Here is a 16,103-nt window from a genome sequence, read left to right on the forward strand (position 1 = left end):
AACAGATAACAGTTAGAGATATTACCCGTTATATCGATATTCGATTCGGATCTACCATGGGCTCCACCTCAACAGAGGACAGGAGTTCGACCATGACATGCCCTAATGCCGTCAGACCCGGCATCAAACCCTTCAGTCATTTGCAGCATCCGCGCGAGGTGATCCGTCAGTTCACCCCGAACTGGTTTGCCGCGACCATGGGCACCGGCGTTTTAGCGTTGGCGATGGCGCAGTTGCCGGTCGCGAGCCCTGGTTTGCACGCGGTTGCCGAATCCCTCTGGCTGTTCAATATCTTTCTGTTCGCTTTGTTCACGGCGCTGTACGCGGCACGCTGGGTGCTGTTCTTCGACGAAGCACGGCGGATTTTCGGCCATTCCACGGTATCGATGTTTTTCGGCACGATTCCCATGGGGCTGGCGACCATCATCAACGGTTTCCTGTTGTTCGGTCTGCCGCGTTGGGGCGAAGGCGTGATTCATGTGGCTGAAGTGCTGTGGTGGCTGGACGTGGCGATGTCGCTGGCCTGCGGTGTGCTGATCCCCTACATGATGTTTACCCGTCAGGAACACAGCATCGATCAGATGACCGCCGTCTGGCTGTTGCCGGTAGTGGCTGCGGAAGTGGCGGCGGCCAGCGGTGGCCTGCTGGCGCCGCACTTGGCCGACACCCATTCGCAACTGGTGGTGCTGGTCACCAGCTACGTGCTCTGGGCGTTTTCCCTGCCGGTGGCGTTCAGCATTCTGACGATCCTGTTGCTGCGCATGGCGCTGCACAAACTGCCCCACGAGAACATGGCGGCTTCGAGCTGGCTGGCGCTCGGCCCGATTGGCACTGGAGCGCTGGGCATGCTGCTGCTGGGGGCCGACGCGCCGGCGATCTTTGCCGCCAACGGTTTGTCGGGAATCGGTGAGATCGCCGCCGGGCTTGGGCTGGTGGCCGGGATCACGTTGTGGGGCTTTGGTCTGTGGTGGATGCTGATCGCGTTGTTGATCACCGGCCGTTACCTGCGCGCCGGCATTCCCTTCAACCTTGGCTGGTGGGGTTTCACCTTTCCGCTGGGTGTCTATTCTCTGGCAACGTTGAAACTGGCCAGCACCTTGAACCTGACGTTTTTCAGTGCCTTTGGCTGTGTGCTGGTGGCGCTGCTGACGGTGATGTGGCTGATCGTCGCCAAACGCACGGTGCAAGGCGCATGGCGGGGAGAGTTGTTTGTCTCTCCGTGTATCGCAGGATTAAACAAATAACCTGCAAAGTTTAGGTAAGGTGTGGCCTGGATCGACAATCGACATTCCAATAATAGAATCCACGCCATCACCAGGCTTTCCAACTTCAGGAACACGGAAGATGAGTCACCCCTCACAGTTCAGCCTGCTTCGCACCCGGCGCTTCCTGCCGTTTTTCGTGACCCAGTCCCTCGGGGCGTTCAACGACAACGTCTTCAAGCAATCGTTGATCCTCGCCATTCTGTACAAGTTGACCCTCTCGGGTGATCGCTCGATCTGGGTCAATGTGTGTGCGTTGCTGTTTATTCTGCCGTTCTTTCTGTTTTCGGCGCTGGCCGGACAGTTTGGCGAAAAGTTCGCCAAGGACGCGCTGATCCGTCTGATCAAGCTCGGGGAAATCGCCATCATGGCGGTCGGCGCAGTCGGGTTTGTCTTCGATCACCTGTCGCTGATGCTGGTCGCGCTGTTCGCCATGGGGACGCATTCGGCCCTGTTCGGGCCGGTGAAATACTCGATTCTGCCCCAGGCCTTGCGCGAAGAAGAATTGGTGGGCGGCAACGGTCTGGTGGAAATGGGCACCTTCCTGGCGATCCTCGCCGGGACCATCGGCGCCGGGATCATGATGTCGTCCGCGCATTACGCGCCCATCGTGTCCACGGCGATCATCGGCATTGCCGTGCTGGGTTACTTGGCCAGTCGCAGCATTCCACGGGCTGCGGCCTCATCGCCGCAACTGCGCCTGAACTGGAACATCTTCAGTCAATCCTGGGCCACCTTGAAACTGGGCCTGGGACAAACCCCGGCGGTGTCGCGTTCGATTGTCGGCAACTCATGGTTCTGGTTTGTCGGGGCGATTTACCTGACGCAAATCCCCGCATATGCCAAGGAGTGGATGCACGGCGACGAAACCGTGGTGACGCTGATTCTTACCGTGTTCTCGGTGGGTATCGCGCTCGGTTCGTTGCTCTGCGAAAAACTCTCCGGACGCAAAGTCGAGATCGGTCTGGTGCCGTTCGGCTCGTTCGGTCTGACGGTGTTCGGCTTGCTGCTGTGGTGGCATTCCGGCGGCATTCCCGACAGCGTCAACGGCCATGGCTGGATCGAGATTCTCGGCTTTGGTCACACCTGGCTGGTGTTGATCGACATTCTCGGCCTCGGGGTTTTCGGCGGTTTCTACATTGTGCCGCTGTACGCGCTGATCCAGTCACGCACCCCAGAGAACGAGCGGGCGCGAGTGATTGCCGCCAACAACATTCTCAACGCGCTGTTCATGGTGGTCTCGGCGATTGTTTCGATCGTGTTGCTCAGCCTGGCCAAGTTGTCGATCCCGCACCTGTTCCTGGTGGTGTCGCTGCTGAACATCGGCGTCAACGCCTACATCTTCAAAATCGTCCCTGAGTTCAGCATGCGTTTCATGATCTGGCTGCTCAGCCATTCCATGTACCGCGTGGAACATCGCAATCTGGAGGCGATTCCGGATGAAGGCGCGGCGCTGCTGGTGTGCAATCACGTGTCCTTTGTCGACGCGTTGCTGATTGGTGGTGCGGTGCGTCGGCCGATTCGCTTTGTGATGTATTACAAGATCTATAACCTGCCGGTGCTGAACTTCATCTTTCGCACGGCCGGGACGATTCCGATCGCAGGGCGCCAGGAAGACATTCAGATTTACGAAAAGGCCTTCACGCGCATTGCCCAATACCTGAAGGACGGTGAGCTGGTGTGCATCTTCCCTGAAGGCAAGCTGACCACTGATGGTGAGATCAGCGAGTTCAAGGGCGGGCTGAGGCGAATTCTCGAAGAGACGCCGGTGCCGGTCATTCCGTTGGCATTGCAGGGGTTGTGGGGGAGTTTCTTCAGTCGCGATCCCGACAAAGGCGTATTCCGTCGGTTGTGGTCGCGGGTGACCCTGGTGGCGGGGCCGGCGGTGGCTGTAGAAGCGGCAGAACCGGCGAAGTTGCAAGGGCTGGTCGGGGAGCTGCGCGGCGCTGTCCGTTGACTGCTGTAGGAGCGAGCTTGCTCGCGATGGTCGTTAACGATAGCGCGTGTTTACCAGCTAAGCGCGGCGCCTTTAAGCTCCCCGCACTGGCGGGTTTTCAGCCCGCCATCGCCAATCGGTTGCGTCCTTCTCGCTTGGCCACATACAGCGCGCTGTCGGCCCGTCGCAACAGGCTTTCGGATGACTCGCCGGGCAGCAGGGTCGAGCAGCCGATGCTGACGGTCAGCTCGATCAACTTGCCATCGGCCAGAAAATCGTTGGCCTGCGCGGCAAATCTCAGCCGTTCGCCGACCATGGCCGCCGCCTCGCGGCCGGTGTTGGACAGCACAATCAGGAACTCTTCGCCACCAAAGCGAAACACCATGTCGACGTTACGCAGCTGACCTTTGATCGAGGCTGCAACGGCCTTGAGTACATCATCGCCGGCGCTGTGACCGTGTGTGTCGTTGATCAGTTTGAAGTGATCGATGTCCAGCATCAGCAGCGACAGGGGTTGCAGATGCCGACGCGACATATCGATTTCCCGTTGCAGCGTCTGGTCCATGGCAATGCGGTTGCCGGTGTTTGTAAGGGGGTCGCGCAGGGCGCTCTGGGTGGCGGCGCGGTAGAGCAGGGCATTGCGCATTGGGTACAGCAATGCGGACAGCAGCGACTCGAGGTTGCCCAGTTCTTGCTCGCTGAAACGCTGATTGCGGCGGAATACCAGTTCGCCCAGGTGCTCGCCTTCATGGCTGAGGGTGTAGCTGATCGAGTGGTGACCGCGCAGACCGAACTCCAGGCGCAAGTCGCTGGCCTTGTGCTGGTAGCTCAAGGCATCGAGCGGCACGAGTCGGTGAATTTCACGGAAGAAGAGCCCGAGAATGCGTTGTGGCTCAAGACTGGTTTGCAGTTGCAGGCTCAGTTGCTGGCGCACTTGCGCAAGGCTGACCGGCCTCTTGAGAAGCGGGGGCTGTTGACCAAAGCCCAGGCGTTGCAATTTGGCGCTATCGAAGTCAATTGCGTTGGTCTGGGAAGGTGATTTCATATGGCGTGCACCCCTAAGCAGTAAGACTGTCTTACAGGCTGGGTGAGAGCGGCTTTGGGCTGCGCGTCATACTGGTCCATCAGTCCCGTAGGACATTTGGCGCAAGTCTAATCTGCTTTGTTGAAGATTAGTAACCTATCGACGCTAACGTCGGCCCATCTGCTTTCACACTGCGTGTCTGAGCAGATATAGAGCGAAAGTCGTGCCATTCGGTTCATTCGAATTAAAGCGCTTTTAAATCAATGTCTTGAAGGGCGTCTGGACGGTGTTCGGCTGATTTTGTGACATTTGTTTGACTGGGGTAAACCGCAGTTATGACGCTTGTCCGGTGCCGTGACGGAAATTCGCCACGGCACAAAAGCGACGCACGGTGTTACTGCGCGTTGAACGCCTGGCCGTTGATGCCTGTGCTGTCCGGCCCCATCAGGTAGAGATAGACCGGCATGATCTCCTCAGGCGTCGGGTTGTTCAGCGGGTTTTCACCGGGGTAAGCCTGGGCGCGCATGCTGGTGCGGGTGGCGCCGGGGTTGATGCTGTTGGAGCGCACCGGGGCCACGGTGTCGACTTCGTCGGCCAGGGTTTGCATCAGGCCTTCGATCGCGAATTTGGAGACCCCGTAAGCGCCCCAATACGCCCGGCCCTTGCGGCCGACACTGCTGGAAGTGAACACCACCGAAGCGTCCTGCGACAGCTTGAGCAGCGGCAACAGCGTGCTGGTGAGCATGAACATGGCGTTGACGTTGACTTGCATGACTCGCATGAAGTTTTCGCCGGACAGCTGTTCGATCGGTGTGCGCGGACCGATGATCGACGCGTTGTGCAGCAAGCCGTCGAGGTGGCCGAATTCGGTCTCGATCATGGCTGCCAGCTCATCGTATTGATGGGGCAGGGCGGTTTCCAGGTTGAACGGGATCACGGCCGGTTGTGGATGGCCGGCCGCCTCGATTTCGTCATAGACCTGCGTCAGGTTGGCTTCAGTCTTGCCAAGCAGCAATACGGTGGCGCCGTGGGCGGCATAGGTTTTCGCAGCGGCAGCGCCGATGCCGCGACCAGCACCGGTGACCAGAATGACCCGGTCCTTGAGCAATTCAGGGCGGGCGGAATAATCAAACATAGGAAAACCTCAACAAAAATTCTTCAGGTCACGCGCTATCCCTGTGGGAGCGAGCCTGCTCGCGATGGTCGTCAACGATTACGCGACAAGCCTGACACCCCGCGGAGTTCTCGGGTTTTTCGCGAGCAAGTTCGCTCCTACAAAGAAAGCGATTCGACTCAACAGCTGCAAAGTGCGCTATCCAACACTTTGCGCAACTCCAACGGATGATCAACCACCACATCCGCCCCCCAATGCCGCGGGTTATCGTCCGGATGAATGTAGCCGTAGGTCACGGCGGCCGTCCGGGTGCCAGCATCGCGGCCAGACTCGATATCACGCAGGTCATCACCCACGAACAGCACGCTGGCCGGATCGAGGTCGAGCATCTTGCACGCCAGGATCAACGGCTCAGGGTCCGGTTTGCTGTTCTTCACGTGATCCGGGCAGATCAACAGCGCCGAACGCTCGGCCAGCCCCAGTTGCTGCATGATCGGCTCGGCAAACCGCAGAGGCTTGTTGGTGACCACGCCCCAGATCAGGTTGGCTTTCTCGATGTCAGCCAGCACTTCAGCCATGCCATCGAACAGCTTGCTGTGAACAGCACAGCCCGCGAGGTAACGCTCGAGGAACTCCAGGCGAAGTTCTTCGAAACCCGGAGATTCCGGGTCCATGGAAAACGTCACGGCGACCATCGCCTTGGCGCCGCCGGAGATCTCGTCGCGGATGTGCTTGTCGTTCATCGGCGGCAAGCCGCGGTCGGCACGCATCGCCTGACAGATCGCAATGAAGTCCGGCGCGGTGTCGAGCAGCGTGCCGTCCATGTCGAAAAGGACTGCTCTGATACGCATCGGCTTACTCCTCGCGCAGGGTCTGGATCATGTAGTTGACGTCCACGTCGGAGGCCAGTTTGTAGTGCTTGGTCAGCGGGTTATAGGTCAGGCCGATGATGTCCTTGACGGTCAGGCCAGCCATGCGGCTCCAGGCACCGAGCTCGGAAGGGCGGATGAATTTCTTGAAGTCGTGAGTGCCGCGCGGCAGCAGCTTCATGATGTATTCGGCGCCAACGATGGCGAACAGGTACGCCTTCGGGTTGCGGTTGATGGTGGAGAAGAACACCTGGCCGCCCGGCTTGACCATTTTGAAGCAGGCGCGGATCACGGACGATGGGTCCGGCACGTGCTCGAGCATTTCCAGGCAAGTGACCACGTCGAATTGCTCGGGCATTTCTTCTGCCAGGGCTTCGGCGGTGATCTGGCGGTATTCGACGCTTACGCCGGATTCCAGCTGATGCAACTGAGCGACGGCCAGCGGCGCTTCGCCCATGTCGATGCCCATCACGGTCGCGCCGCGCTGCGCCATGGCTTCGCTGAGGATCCCGCCGCCGCAACCGACGTCGAGGACTTTCTTGCCGGCCAGGTTGACGCGCTCGTCAATCCAGTTGACCCGCAGCGGGTTGATGTCGTGCAGCGGTTTGAATTCGCTTTCGCGGTCCCACCAGCGATGGGCCAGGGCTTCGAATTTGGCGATTTCGGCGTAGTCGACGTTACTCATGGTTCATCCTCTAAAACTTGAAAAATCCTGTAGTCCCGGCGGTTGGCCCCGGGGTGCTTACGATTCGGTGTGGCCGCTGATGCGCTGGCCCCAGGCCTTGGCGGTGGCGCAAAGTTGTTCTTCATCCAGACGCGTCAGGCGACGGTCGTCGAGCAGTTGCTTGCCACCCACCCAAAGGTGTTTCACGCAGTCGCGGCCGGTGGCATATATAAGCTGCGAAACCGGGTCATAGACTGGTTGCTGCGCCAGGCCGGAAAGGTCGAACGCGACCATGTCCGCGGCTTTGCCGATTTCCAGCGAGCCAACCTCCGCTTCGATCCCCAGCGCACGGGCACCGTTGAGCGTGGCCATGCGCAGGGCGCGATGAGCGTCCAGCGCGGTGGCCGAGCCGGCGACGGCTTTGGCGAGCAATGCGGCGGTGCGGGTTTCGCCGAGCAGGTCGAGGTCATTGTTGCTGGCCGCGCCGTCGGTGCCGATAGCCACGTTGACGCCCGCCTGCCACAAACGCTCCACCGGGCAGAAACCGCTGGCCAGCTTCAGGTTCGACTCCGGGCAATGAATCACATTGGTGTTGCTTTCTACCAGCATCACCAGGTCTTCATCGCTGATCTGAGTCATGTGAACTGCCTGGAAGCGCGGGCCCAACAGGCCCAGGCGTGCAAGTCGGGCCAGCGGGCGTTCACCGCGCTGCTCGACCGCCTGCTGCACTTCGAAGGCTGTTTCGTGGACGTGCATGTGAATCGACGCGTCCAGTTCTTCGGCGATCACCCGGATTTTCTCCAGGTTTTCGTCGCCCACGGTGTAAGGCGCATGGGGGCCGAAGGTGACTTTGATGCGCTCGTGGTGCTTGAGATCGTTGAACAGTTCGACGCCCTGACGAATGGCTTCGTCCGCCGTACTGGCGCCCGGGATCGGGAAATCGAGGATCGGAATTGCGATTTGTGCGCGCATGCCGCTGTTGTGCACACGTTCGCTCGCAACCTTCGGGAAGAAATACATGTCAGAGAAGCAAGTGATGCCACCTTTGATCTGTTCGGCGATGGCAAGGTCGGTACCGTCGCGTACAAAGGCTTCATCAATCCACTTGGCCTCGGCGGGCCAGATGTGGTTTTCCAGCCAGGTCATCAGCGGCAGATCGTCTGCCAGACCGCGAAACAGTGTCATCGCCGCATGCCCGTGAGCATTGATCAGGCCGGGGCTGAGCAGCATGTCCGGCAGTTCGCGGACTTCGGTTGCGCCCAGCTTCAGCGCAGCCGCGCGCGGGCCGATAAAGGCAATGCGCCCGTCGCGGATGCCCAGGCCGTGCTCTTTGAGGACAATGCCAGCGGGTTCGACGGGTACCAGCCAGGTCGGCAGCAATAACAGGTCGAGCGCAGCGGCAGTGTTCGGCATCGAGAGTCGGTTCCAGTGCTTTTGTAAAGGATGGCGAAGTATACCCGAGCGTCTTCGCGGGGGGATCGCTATAATCGGCCGCTTTGTTACTGAGTACGGGGTGTGGGATGCGCGATCGACTGTTGGCTGCGGAGAAGGTGAAAGCCATCGATTGGCGTGATGGCGCCCTGTATCTGCTGGATCAGCGTATTTTGCCGTTCGAGGAAACCTGGATTGCCTACACCAGCGCTGCTGGCGTGGCCGAAGCCATTCGTTCGATGGTGGTGCGCGGCGCTCCGGCGATCGGCATCAGCGCTGCTTATGCCATGGTGCTGGCAGCCCGCGCCCGTTTTGCCGAGGGCGGTGACTGGCAGGCCGCGTGGGAAGAGGATTACGCGTTGCTGGCCGATTCTCGTCCGACGGCAGTGAATCTATTCTGGGCCTTGAGTCGCATGCGTGACCGCCTGGATCGCCTCAAGGGCGATGCCGACCCGCTGGCGGCGCTGGAAGCGGAGGCCATTGCCATTCACGAAAGTGACCGCGAAGCCAACCTGACGATGGCGCAACTGGGTGTGGACCTGATCCGCAAGCATCAGGGCAACGCGCAGGCGATCCTGACCCACTGCAACACCGGCGCGCTGGCAACCGGCGGTTTCGGTACGGCGCTGGGTGTCATTCGCGGGGCGTTCATCGAAGGCATGGTCGAGCGCGTTTATGCCGATGAAACCCGCCCCTGGCTGCAAGGTTCGCGCCTGACGGCGTGGGAACTGGCCAACGAAGGCATTCCCGTGACCCTCAATGCCGACTCCGCCGCCGCCCATATCATGAAGACCAAAGGCATTACCTGGGTCATCGTCGGCGCTGACCGGATCACCGCCAATGGCGACGTGGCCAACAAGATCGGCACTTATCAACTGGCGGTGAACGCCATGCATCACGGCGTGCGTTTCATGGTGGTGGCGCCCAGTTCGACCATCGACATGAACCTGGCCAGTGGCGACGACATTCCGATTGAAGAGCGTGACGGCCGCGAGTTGCTGGAAGTGGGCGGCAAGCGGGTCGGGGCGGATGTCGATGCGTTCAACCCGGTGTTCGACGTGACCCCTGCGGACTTGATCGATGCGATCGTGACCGAAAAAGGCATTGTCGAGCGCCCGGACACCGCGAAGATGGCGCAGTTGATGTGCCGCAAGCGTCTGCATTGATGAACTGTGGCGGCTGATAAACCGCCTTCGCGAGCAAGCCCGCTCCCACCTTCGACCGTATCTGACTTGAGAACTCGGTCAGCTGTGGGAGCGGGCGTGCTCGCGAAGGGCCCCTCGCTGCCACCAAACAACCCCCATTCCCCCCGAAATTCTTCATTAAAAAGGCCTCTAAGCCTCTCTCGTCCCCTATCAGCCTGTCATCGGTCAACTAACTATGCTCCATGCGCATCTGGGGGATAGGTGCGTGGCGGCTCTTGTGATAACATCCGGCGGTTTCCAAGGTAGCCCGATGCGGCTGCCTTTACTGCGCAGATCCATGGCATAACTCGTTGATTTGTCGTAAGTCGGTGCATTGGCACTCAGCCTGCATCGGCGAGCTTCGTTCGTCCCATATGGATGTGACGAAGTTTCACCAGAAAAAGGAATCAGGCTTCTCATGGGCGAACTGGCCAAAGAAATCCTCCCGGTCAATATCGAAGACGAGCTGAAGCAGTCCTACCTCGACTACGCGATGAGCGTAATTGTCGGGCGGGCACTGCCGGATGCGCGCGATGGCTTGAAGCCCGTGCACCGGCGTGTGCTGTTCGCGATGAGCGAGCTGGGCAACGACTTCAACAAGCCGTACAAGAAATCTGCCCGTGTTGTCGGTGACGTGATCGGTAAGTATCACCCGCACGGTGATACCGCGGTGTACGACACCATCGTTCGGATGGCGCAGCCATTCTCGCTGCGCTACCTGCTGGTAGACGGTCAGGGCAACTTCGGTTCGGTGGACGGCGACAACGCCGCGGCCATGCGATACACCGAAGTGCGCATGACCAAGCTGGCGCACGAGCTGCTGGCTGACCTGCACAAGGAAACCGTGGACTGGGTGCCGAACTACGACGGCACCGAAATGATCCCGGCGGTCATGCCGACCCGTATTCCCAATCTGCTGGTCAACGGCTCCAGCGGTATCGCCGTGGGCATGGCGACCAACATTCCGCCGCACAACCTCGGTGAAGTCATCGACGGTTGCCTGGCGCTCATCGATAACCCAGAGTTGACCATCGATGAGCTGATGCAATACATCCCCGGCCCGGACTTCCCGACCGCCGCGATCATCAACGGTCGCGCCGGCATCATCGAAGCCTACCGCACCGGTCGCGGCCGTATTTACATGCGTGCCCGCTCGATCATCGAAGACATCGACAAGGTCGGTGGCCGTCAGCAGATCGTCATCACCGAACTCCCTTACCAGCTGAACAAGGCGCGTCTGATCGAGAAGATCGCCGAGCTGGTGAAAGAGAAGAAACTCGAAGGCATCACCGAGCTGCGCGACGAGTCCGACAAGGACGGTATGCGCGTCGTGATCGAGCTGCGTCGTGGTGAAGTGCCTGAGGTGATCCTCAACAACCTCTACGCCCAGACCCAGCTGCAAGCGGTGTTCGGCATCAACATCGTTGCACTGATCGACGGCCGTCCGCGGATCCTGAACCTCAAGGATCTGCTGGAAGCCTTCGTTCGTCACCGTCGCGAAGTCGTTACCCGTCGTACTGTGTTCGAACTGCGTAAAGCGCGCGAGCGTGGTCACATTCTGGAAGGTCAAGCGGTTGCCTTGTCGAACATCGACCCGGTCATCGCCCTGATCAAGGCCTCGCCAACCCCGTCGGAAGCCAAGGAAGCGCTGATCAGCACGCCTTGGGAATCCTCCGCCGTGGTCGCGATGGTCGAGCGTGCCGGTGCCGATTCGTGCCGTCCGGAAAACCTCGATCCGCAATACGGTCTGCGCGAAGGCAAGTACTTCCTGTCGCCGGAACAGGCGCAAGCCATTCTGGAACTGCGTCTGCACCGCCTGACCGGTCTGGAACACGAAAAACTGCTGGCCGAGTATCAAGAGATCCTCAACCAGATCGGCGAGCTGATCCGCATCCTCAACAGCGCCACGCGCCTGATGGAAGTGATCCGCGAAGAGCTGGAAGTGATTCGTGCCGAATACGGCGACGTGCGTCGCACCGAAATTCTCGATGCCCGTCTCGATCTGACCCTGGGTGACATGATCCCGGAAGAAGAGCGCGTCGTGACCATTTCCCACGGTGGCTACGCCAAGACCCAGCCATTGGCTGCGTACCAGGCCCAGCGTCGTGGCGGTAAAGGCAAATCGGCTACCGGCGTCAAGGATGAGGACTACATCGCTCACCTGCTGGTCGCCAACAGCCACACCACGCTGTTGCTGTTCTCCAGCAAAGGCAAGGTGTACTGGCTGAAAACCTACGAAATTCCGGAAGCGTCCCGCGCTGCCCGTGGTCGTCCGCTGGTCAACCTGCTGCCGCTGGACAGTGATGAGTACATCACCACCATGCTGCCGGTCGAGGAATACACCGAGGGTCACTTCATCTTCATGGCCACCGCCAAAGGCACCGTGAAGAAGACCCCGCTGGAATCCTTCAGCCGTCAACGCAGCGTTGGTCTGATCGCGCTGGAACTTGATGAAGGCGACGTACTGATTTCCGCCGCCATTACCGATGGCGATCGCGAAGTCATGCTGTTCTCCGACGGCGGCAAGGTCACTCGCTTCAAGGAAACCGACGTTCGCGCCATGGGCCGTACCGCTCGCGGTGTCCGCGGCATGCGTCTGCCGGAAGGCCAGAAGCTGATTTCCATGCTGATTCCGGAAGAAGGCAGCCAGATCCTCACCGCTTCGGCGCGTGGTTTCGGCAAGCGCACGGCGATCACCGAGTTCCCTGAGTACAAGCGTGGCGGTCAGGGCGTTATCGCGATGGTCAGCAACGACCGTAACGGCCGTCTGGTCGGCGCGGTTCAGGTGCTCGACGGCGAGGAAATCATGCTGATTTCCGACCAGGGTACTTTGGTTCGTACCCGTGTCGACGAAGTCTCCAGCCTGGGTCGTAACACCCAGGGCGTAACCTTGATCAAGCTGGCCAGCGATGAAACGCTGGTAGGTCTTGAACGGGTTCAGGAGCCGTCGGAAGTCGAAGGCGAAGAGCTGGAGGGTGAAGAGGGTGCAGTGTTCGACGGTGAAGTCGTGATCGACGACGCTGCTGAAGACCAGCAGCTCGACGCCGCCGCTGACGAAGAACCGCAAGAGTAAGCGGACAAACAGGGGGCGGATGAAAATTCGCCCCCTTGTTGTTTGTCCGTAATGAAATATCGACACCCACGAAGATCAAATGTGGGAGCGGGCTTGCTCGCGAAGGCGGACTGACATTCAGCACAGATGTCGCCTGTTACACCGCTTTCGCGAGCAAGCCCGCACCCATATCAGGTCGGTGTCGACTGATATGTGATACCACCAAATCAGAGCGAGATTGGATGTGAGCAAGAGAGCCTATAACTTCTGTGCCGGTCCTGCGGCACTTCCCGAAGCTGTCCTGCAGCGCGCCCAGGGTGAACTCCTTGATTGGCACGGCAAGGGCCTCTCGGTCATGGAAATGAGCCATCGCAGCGATGAGTTCGTGTCCATTGCGACCAAGGCCGAGCAGGATCTGCGTGATCTGCTGAATATCCCCTCGAACTATAAAGTGCTGTTTCTGCAAGGTGGCGCCAGCCAGCAATTCGCTCAGATCCCTCTGAACCTGTTGCCGGAAAGCGGCACTGCCGACTATATCGACACCGGTATCTGGTCGCAGAAAGCCATCGAAGAAGCGTCGCGCTACGGTAACGTCAACGTTGCCGCTACCGCCAAGCCTTACGACTATTTCGCTATCCCCGGTCAGAACGAGTGGAAGCTGTCGAAAGACGCGGCCTACGTTCACTACGCACCGAACGAAACCATTGGCGGTCTGGAATTCAACTGGGTCCCGGAAACCGGTGATGTTCCGCTGGTCGCCGACATGTCCTCGGACATTCTCTCGCGCCCGATCGATGTTTCGCGCTTCGGCATGATCTACGCCGGCGCCCAGAAAAACATCGGCCCGAGCGGTATCGTCGTCAACATCGTTCGCGAAGACCTGCTGGGTCACGCCCGTTCCCTGTGCCCGACCATGCTCAACTACAAGGTCGCGGCCGATAACGGTTCGATGTACAACACCCCGCCAACCCTGGCCTGGTACTTGTCCGGCCTGGTGTTCGAGTGGCTGAAAGAGCAAGGTGGTGTAGAAGCCATCGGCAAGCTCAACGAAGTGAAACAGCGCACGTTGTACGATTTCATCGATGCCAGTGGCCTCTACAGCAACCCGATCAACAAGTCCGACCGCTCGTGGATGAACGTGCCGTTCCGTCTGGCTGACGACCGTCTCGACAAGCCATTCCTGGCCGGTGCCGACGAGCGTGGCCTGCTGAATCTCAAGGGTCACCGTTCCGTGGGCGGCATGCGCGCCTCCATCTATAACGCCGTCGACATCGTTGCGGTCAACGCACTGGTTTCGTACATGGCAGAGTTCGAGAAGGAACACGGCTAATGTCTGAGCAAGAACTCAAGGCACTGCGCCTGCGCATTGATGCCCTGGACGAAAAAGTCCTGGAGCTGATCAGTGAGCGCGCACGCTGCGCCCAGGAAGTTGCGCGAGTAAAGATGGCCTCGCTGGCCGAAGGCGAAGTGCCGGTGTTCTATCGTCCTGAGCGTGAAGCTCAGGTGCTCAAGCGTGTGATGGAGCGCAATCAGGGGCCGCTGGGCAACGAAGAGATGGCGCGGCTGTTCCGCGAAATCATGTCCTCGTGCCTGGCCCTCGAACAGCCGCTGAAAGTGGCTTACCTCGGCCCTGAAGGCACCTTCACTCAAGCGGCGGCCATGAAGCATTTCGGTCACGCGGTGATCAGCAAGCCAATGGCAGCGATCGACGAAGTGTTCCGCGAAGTGGCGGCGGGCGCGGTGAATTTTGGCGTGGTTCCGGTGGAAAACTCCACTGAGGGCGCGGTCAACCACACCCTCGACAGCTTCCTCGAACACGACATGGTCATTTGTGGCGAAGTCGAGTTGCGGATTCACCACCACTTGCTGGTCGGTGAAAACACCAAGACCGACAGCATCAGCCGCATCTATTCCCACGCCCAGTCGCTGGCCCAGTGCCGCAAGTGGCTGGACGCACACTACCCGAATGTCGAGCGCGTGGCGGTTTCGAGCAACGCCGAAGCGGCGAAGCGGGTCAAGGGTGAGTGGAACTCGGCGGCGATCGCCGGCGACATGGCCGCAGGCTTGTACGGGCTGACCCGTCTGGCCGAGAAAATCGAGGATCGCCCGGACAACTCCACGCGATTCCTGATGATCGGCAGCCAGGAAGTGCCGCCGACCGGCGACGACAAGACCTCGATCATCGTGTCGATGAGCAACAAACCCGGTGCGCTTCACGAGTTGCTGGTGCCGTTCCACGACAACGGCATCGACCTGACGCGTATCGAGACGCGTCCTTCGCGCAGCGGTAAATGGACCTACGTGTTCTTTATCGACTTCGTCGGTCACCACCGCGATCCGCTGGTCAAAGGTGTGCTGGAAAAAATCAGTCAGGAAGCAGTGGCACTTAAAGTGTTGGGTTCCTACCCGAAAGCAGTTCTCTAAGGGGTAGCAAATGAGTGGCAACTTCCTCGCTCTGGCACAGCCAGGCGTGCAACAACTCTCGCCTTACGTTCCGGGCAAGCCTGTGGACGAACTGGCGCGCGAGCTGGATATCGATCCGGCCAGCATCGTCAAGCTGGCGAGCAACGAAAACCCGTTGGGCGCCAGTCCGAAGGCGCTGGCGGCGATTCGTGAAGAGCTGGCCGAACTGACCCGTTATCCGGATGGCAACGGTTTTGCGCTCAAGACCCTGCTGGCCGACCAGTGCCGCGTCGAGCTGAATCAGGTGACGCTGGGCAATGGCTCCAACGACATTCTGGAGCTGGTCGCTCGCGCTTATCTGGCGCCGGGCCTGAACGCGGTGTTCAGCGAGCATGCGTTTGCGGTCTATCCGATCGTCACGCAAGCCGTCGGCGCAACCGCCAAAGTGATTCCGGCCAAAGACTGGGGGCATGATCTGTCGGCCATGCTGGCTGCCATCGATGCCGATACCCGCGTGGTCTTCATCGCCAACCCGAACAACCCGACCGGAACCTGGTTTGGCGCCGAAGCGCTGGACGAGTTCCTGCAGGACGTACCGGAACACGTGCTGGTGGTGCTGGACGAGGCCTACATCGAATACGCCGAAGGCAGCGACCTGCCGGATGGTCTCGACTACCTGGCGGCCTACCCGAATTTGCTGGTTTCGCGCACCTTCTCCAAGGCTTATGGCCTGGCGGCGCTGCGGGTCGGTTATGGCTTGTCCACCGCGGTGGTTGCCGATGTGCTGAACCGCGTCCGTCAGCCGTTCAACGTCAACAGCCTGGCCCTGGCCGCCGCGTGCGCTGCGTTGCAAGACGCCGACTACCTGGCTGAAAGCCGCCGCCTGAACGAAGCTGGCATGCAGCAGCTTGAAGCGGGTTTCCGCGAGCTCGGGCTGAGCTGGATTCCGTCCAAGGGTAACTTCATCTGCGTCGATCTGGGTCGTGTGGCGGCTCCGGTTTTCCAGGGGTTGTTGCGCGAAGGCGTGATCGTGCGTCCAGTGGCCAACTATGGCATGCCGAACCACCTGCGCATCACCATCGGCCTGCCGGCGGAAAACAGCCGCTTCCTTGAGGCGCTGACCAAGGTCCTGGCTCGTGGTTGATGTCACTGCTCTGCAATCTG

At 59.9% G+C, this 16,103-nt stretch carries 12 protein-coding genes; 7 read left to right on the forward strand and 5 right to left on the reverse strand.

Annotated features, from left to right (window positions below; genetic code table 11):
- The first annotated feature begins 92 nt into the window (after positions 1-92).
- A complete protein-coding gene (locus FBY04_RS10495; protein WP_145315176.1) occupies positions 93-1,244 on the forward strand; it encodes a TDT family transporter in 1,152 nt (383 codons plus the stop codon).
- A gap of 100 nt (positions 1,245-1,344) precedes the next feature.
- Positions 1,345-3,219 carry an MFS transporter gene (locus tag FBY04_RS10500; protein ID WP_084322370.1) on the forward strand — a complete coding sequence of 625 codons (1,875 nt, stop codon included), beginning with the start codon at positions 1,345-1,347 and terminating at the stop codon, positions 3,217-3,219.
- 97 nt (positions 3,220-3,316) lie between these two features.
- Here the strand turns inward: FBY04_RS10500 and FBY04_RS10505 are convergent, their stop codons facing one another.
- The 5 genes from FBY04_RS10505 to FBY04_RS10525 all read right to left on the reverse strand — a co-directional run bounded on the left by FBY04_RS10505 (position 3,317) and on the right by FBY04_RS10525 (position 8,282).
- Positions 3,317-4,243 carry a GGDEF domain-containing protein gene (locus tag FBY04_RS10505; RefSeq protein WP_145315177.1) on the reverse strand — a complete coding sequence of 309 codons (927 nt, stop codon included), beginning with the start codon at positions 4,241-4,243 and terminating at the stop codon, positions 3,317-3,319.
- A gap of 373 nt (positions 4,244-4,616) precedes the next feature.
- Positions 4,617-5,357 carry a YciK family oxidoreductase gene (locus FBY04_RS10510; protein ID WP_145315178.1) on the reverse strand — a complete coding sequence of 247 codons (741 nt, stop codon included), beginning with the start codon at positions 5,355-5,357 and terminating at the stop codon, positions 4,617-4,619.
- A gap of 158 nt (positions 5,358-5,515) precedes the next feature.
- Entirely contained in the window at positions 5,516-6,187 is a 672-nt protein-coding gene (gene mupP / locus FBY04_RS10515; protein ID WP_145315179.1) for an N-acetylmuramic acid 6-phosphate phosphatase MupP, read from the reverse strand.
- 4 nt (positions 6,188-6,191) lie between these two features.
- Positions 6,192-6,890, reverse strand: a complete 699-nt coding sequence (gene ubiG / locus FBY04_RS10520) for a bifunctional 2-polyprenyl-6-hydroxyphenol methylase/3-demethylubiquinol 3-O-methyltransferase UbiG (protein ID WP_038982154.1) — start codon at positions 6,888-6,890, stop codon at positions 6,192-6,194.
- 57 nt (positions 6,891-6,947) lie between these two features.
- On the reverse strand, positions 6,948-8,282 hold the full coding sequence (locus FBY04_RS10525) for a TRZ/ATZ family hydrolase (protein WP_145315180.1): 1,335 nt from the start codon (positions 8,280-8,282) through the stop codon (positions 6,948-6,950).
- A gap of 107 nt (positions 8,283-8,389) precedes the next feature.
- Between FBY04_RS10525 and mtnA the strand changes: the two genes are divergently transcribed.
- From mtnA to hisC, 5 genes are all read left to right on the forward strand, one after another.
- Positions 8,390-9,466: an S-methyl-5-thioribose-1-phosphate isomerase gene (mtnA, locus tag FBY04_RS10530; RefSeq protein WP_084322374.1), complete on the forward strand. Its 1,077-nt coding sequence runs from the start codon at positions 8,390-8,392 to the stop codon at positions 9,464-9,466.
- A 436-nt stretch (positions 9,467-9,902) separates the two neighbouring features.
- Entirely contained in the window at positions 9,903-12,557 is a 2,655-nt protein-coding gene (gyrA, locus tag FBY04_RS10535; RefSeq protein WP_084322375.1) for a DNA gyrase subunit A, read from the forward strand.
- Between the two features lie 223 nt (positions 12,558-12,780).
- On the forward strand, positions 12,781-13,866 hold the full coding sequence (gene serC / locus FBY04_RS10540; RefSeq protein ID WP_084322376.1) for a 3-phosphoserine/phosphohydroxythreonine transaminase: 1,086 nt from the start codon (positions 12,781-12,783) through the stop codon (positions 13,864-13,866).
- A complete protein-coding gene (gene pheA / locus FBY04_RS10545) occupies positions 13,866-14,960 on the forward strand; it encodes a prephenate dehydratase (RefSeq protein ID WP_007899727.1) in 1,095 nt (364 codons plus the stop codon). Before serC ends, pheA begins: the two co-directional genes overlap by 1 nt.
- A gap of 10 nt (positions 14,961-14,970) precedes the next feature.
- Positions 14,971-16,083 carry a histidinol-phosphate transaminase gene (gene hisC, locus FBY04_RS10550; RefSeq protein WP_084322377.1) on the forward strand — a complete coding sequence of 371 codons (1,113 nt, stop codon included), beginning with the start codon at positions 14,971-14,973 and terminating at the stop codon, positions 16,081-16,083.
- Positions 16,084-16,103 lie beyond the last annotated feature (20 nt).

Source organism: Pseudomonas sp. SJZ080, assembly GCF_007828295.1.
Lineage (GTDB): Bacteria > Pseudomonadota > Gammaproteobacteria > Pseudomonadales > Pseudomonadaceae > Aquipseudomonas > Aquipseudomonas migulae_A.

Bases quoted from the DNA above. Each gene is read 5' to 3' on its own strand.
- FBY04_RS10495 (WP_145315176.1), top strand. From the start codon at position 93: ATGACATGCCCTAATGCCGTCAGACCCGGCATCAAACCCTTCAGTCAT.
- FBY04_RS10500 (WP_084322370.1), top strand. From the start codon at position 1,345: ATGAGTCACCCCTCACAGTTCAGCCTGCTTCGCACCCGGCGCTTCCTG.
- FBY04_RS10505 (WP_145315177.1), bottom strand. From the start codon at position 4,243: ATGAAATCACCTTCCCAGACCAACGCAATTGACTTCGATAGCGCCAAA.
- FBY04_RS10510 (WP_145315178.1), bottom strand. From the start codon at position 5,357: ATGTTTGATTATTCCGCCCGCCCTGAATTGCTCAAGGACCGGGTCATT.
- mupP (WP_145315179.1), bottom strand. From the start codon at position 6,187: ATGCGTATCAGAGCAGTCCTTTTCGACATGGACGGCACGCTGCTCGAC.
- ubiG (WP_038982154.1), bottom strand. From the start codon at position 6,890: ATGAGTAACGTCGACTACGCCGAAATCGCCAAATTCGAAGCCCTGGCC.
- FBY04_RS10525 (WP_145315180.1), bottom strand. From the start codon at position 8,282: ATGCCGAACACTGCCGCTGCGCTCGACCTGTTATTGCTGCCGACCTGG.
- mtnA (WP_084322374.1), top strand. From the start codon at position 8,390: ATGCGCGATCGACTGTTGGCTGCGGAGAAGGTGAAAGCCATCGATTGG.
- gyrA (WP_084322375.1), top strand. From the start codon at position 9,903: ATGGGCGAACTGGCCAAAGAAATCCTCCCGGTCAATATCGAAGACGAG.
- pheA (WP_007899727.1), top strand. From the start codon at position 13,866: ATGTCTGAGCAAGAACTCAAGGCACTGCGCCTGCGCATTGATGCCCTG.
- hisC (WP_084322377.1), top strand. From the start codon at position 14,971: ATGAGTGGCAACTTCCTCGCTCTGGCACAGCCAGGCGTGCAACAACTC.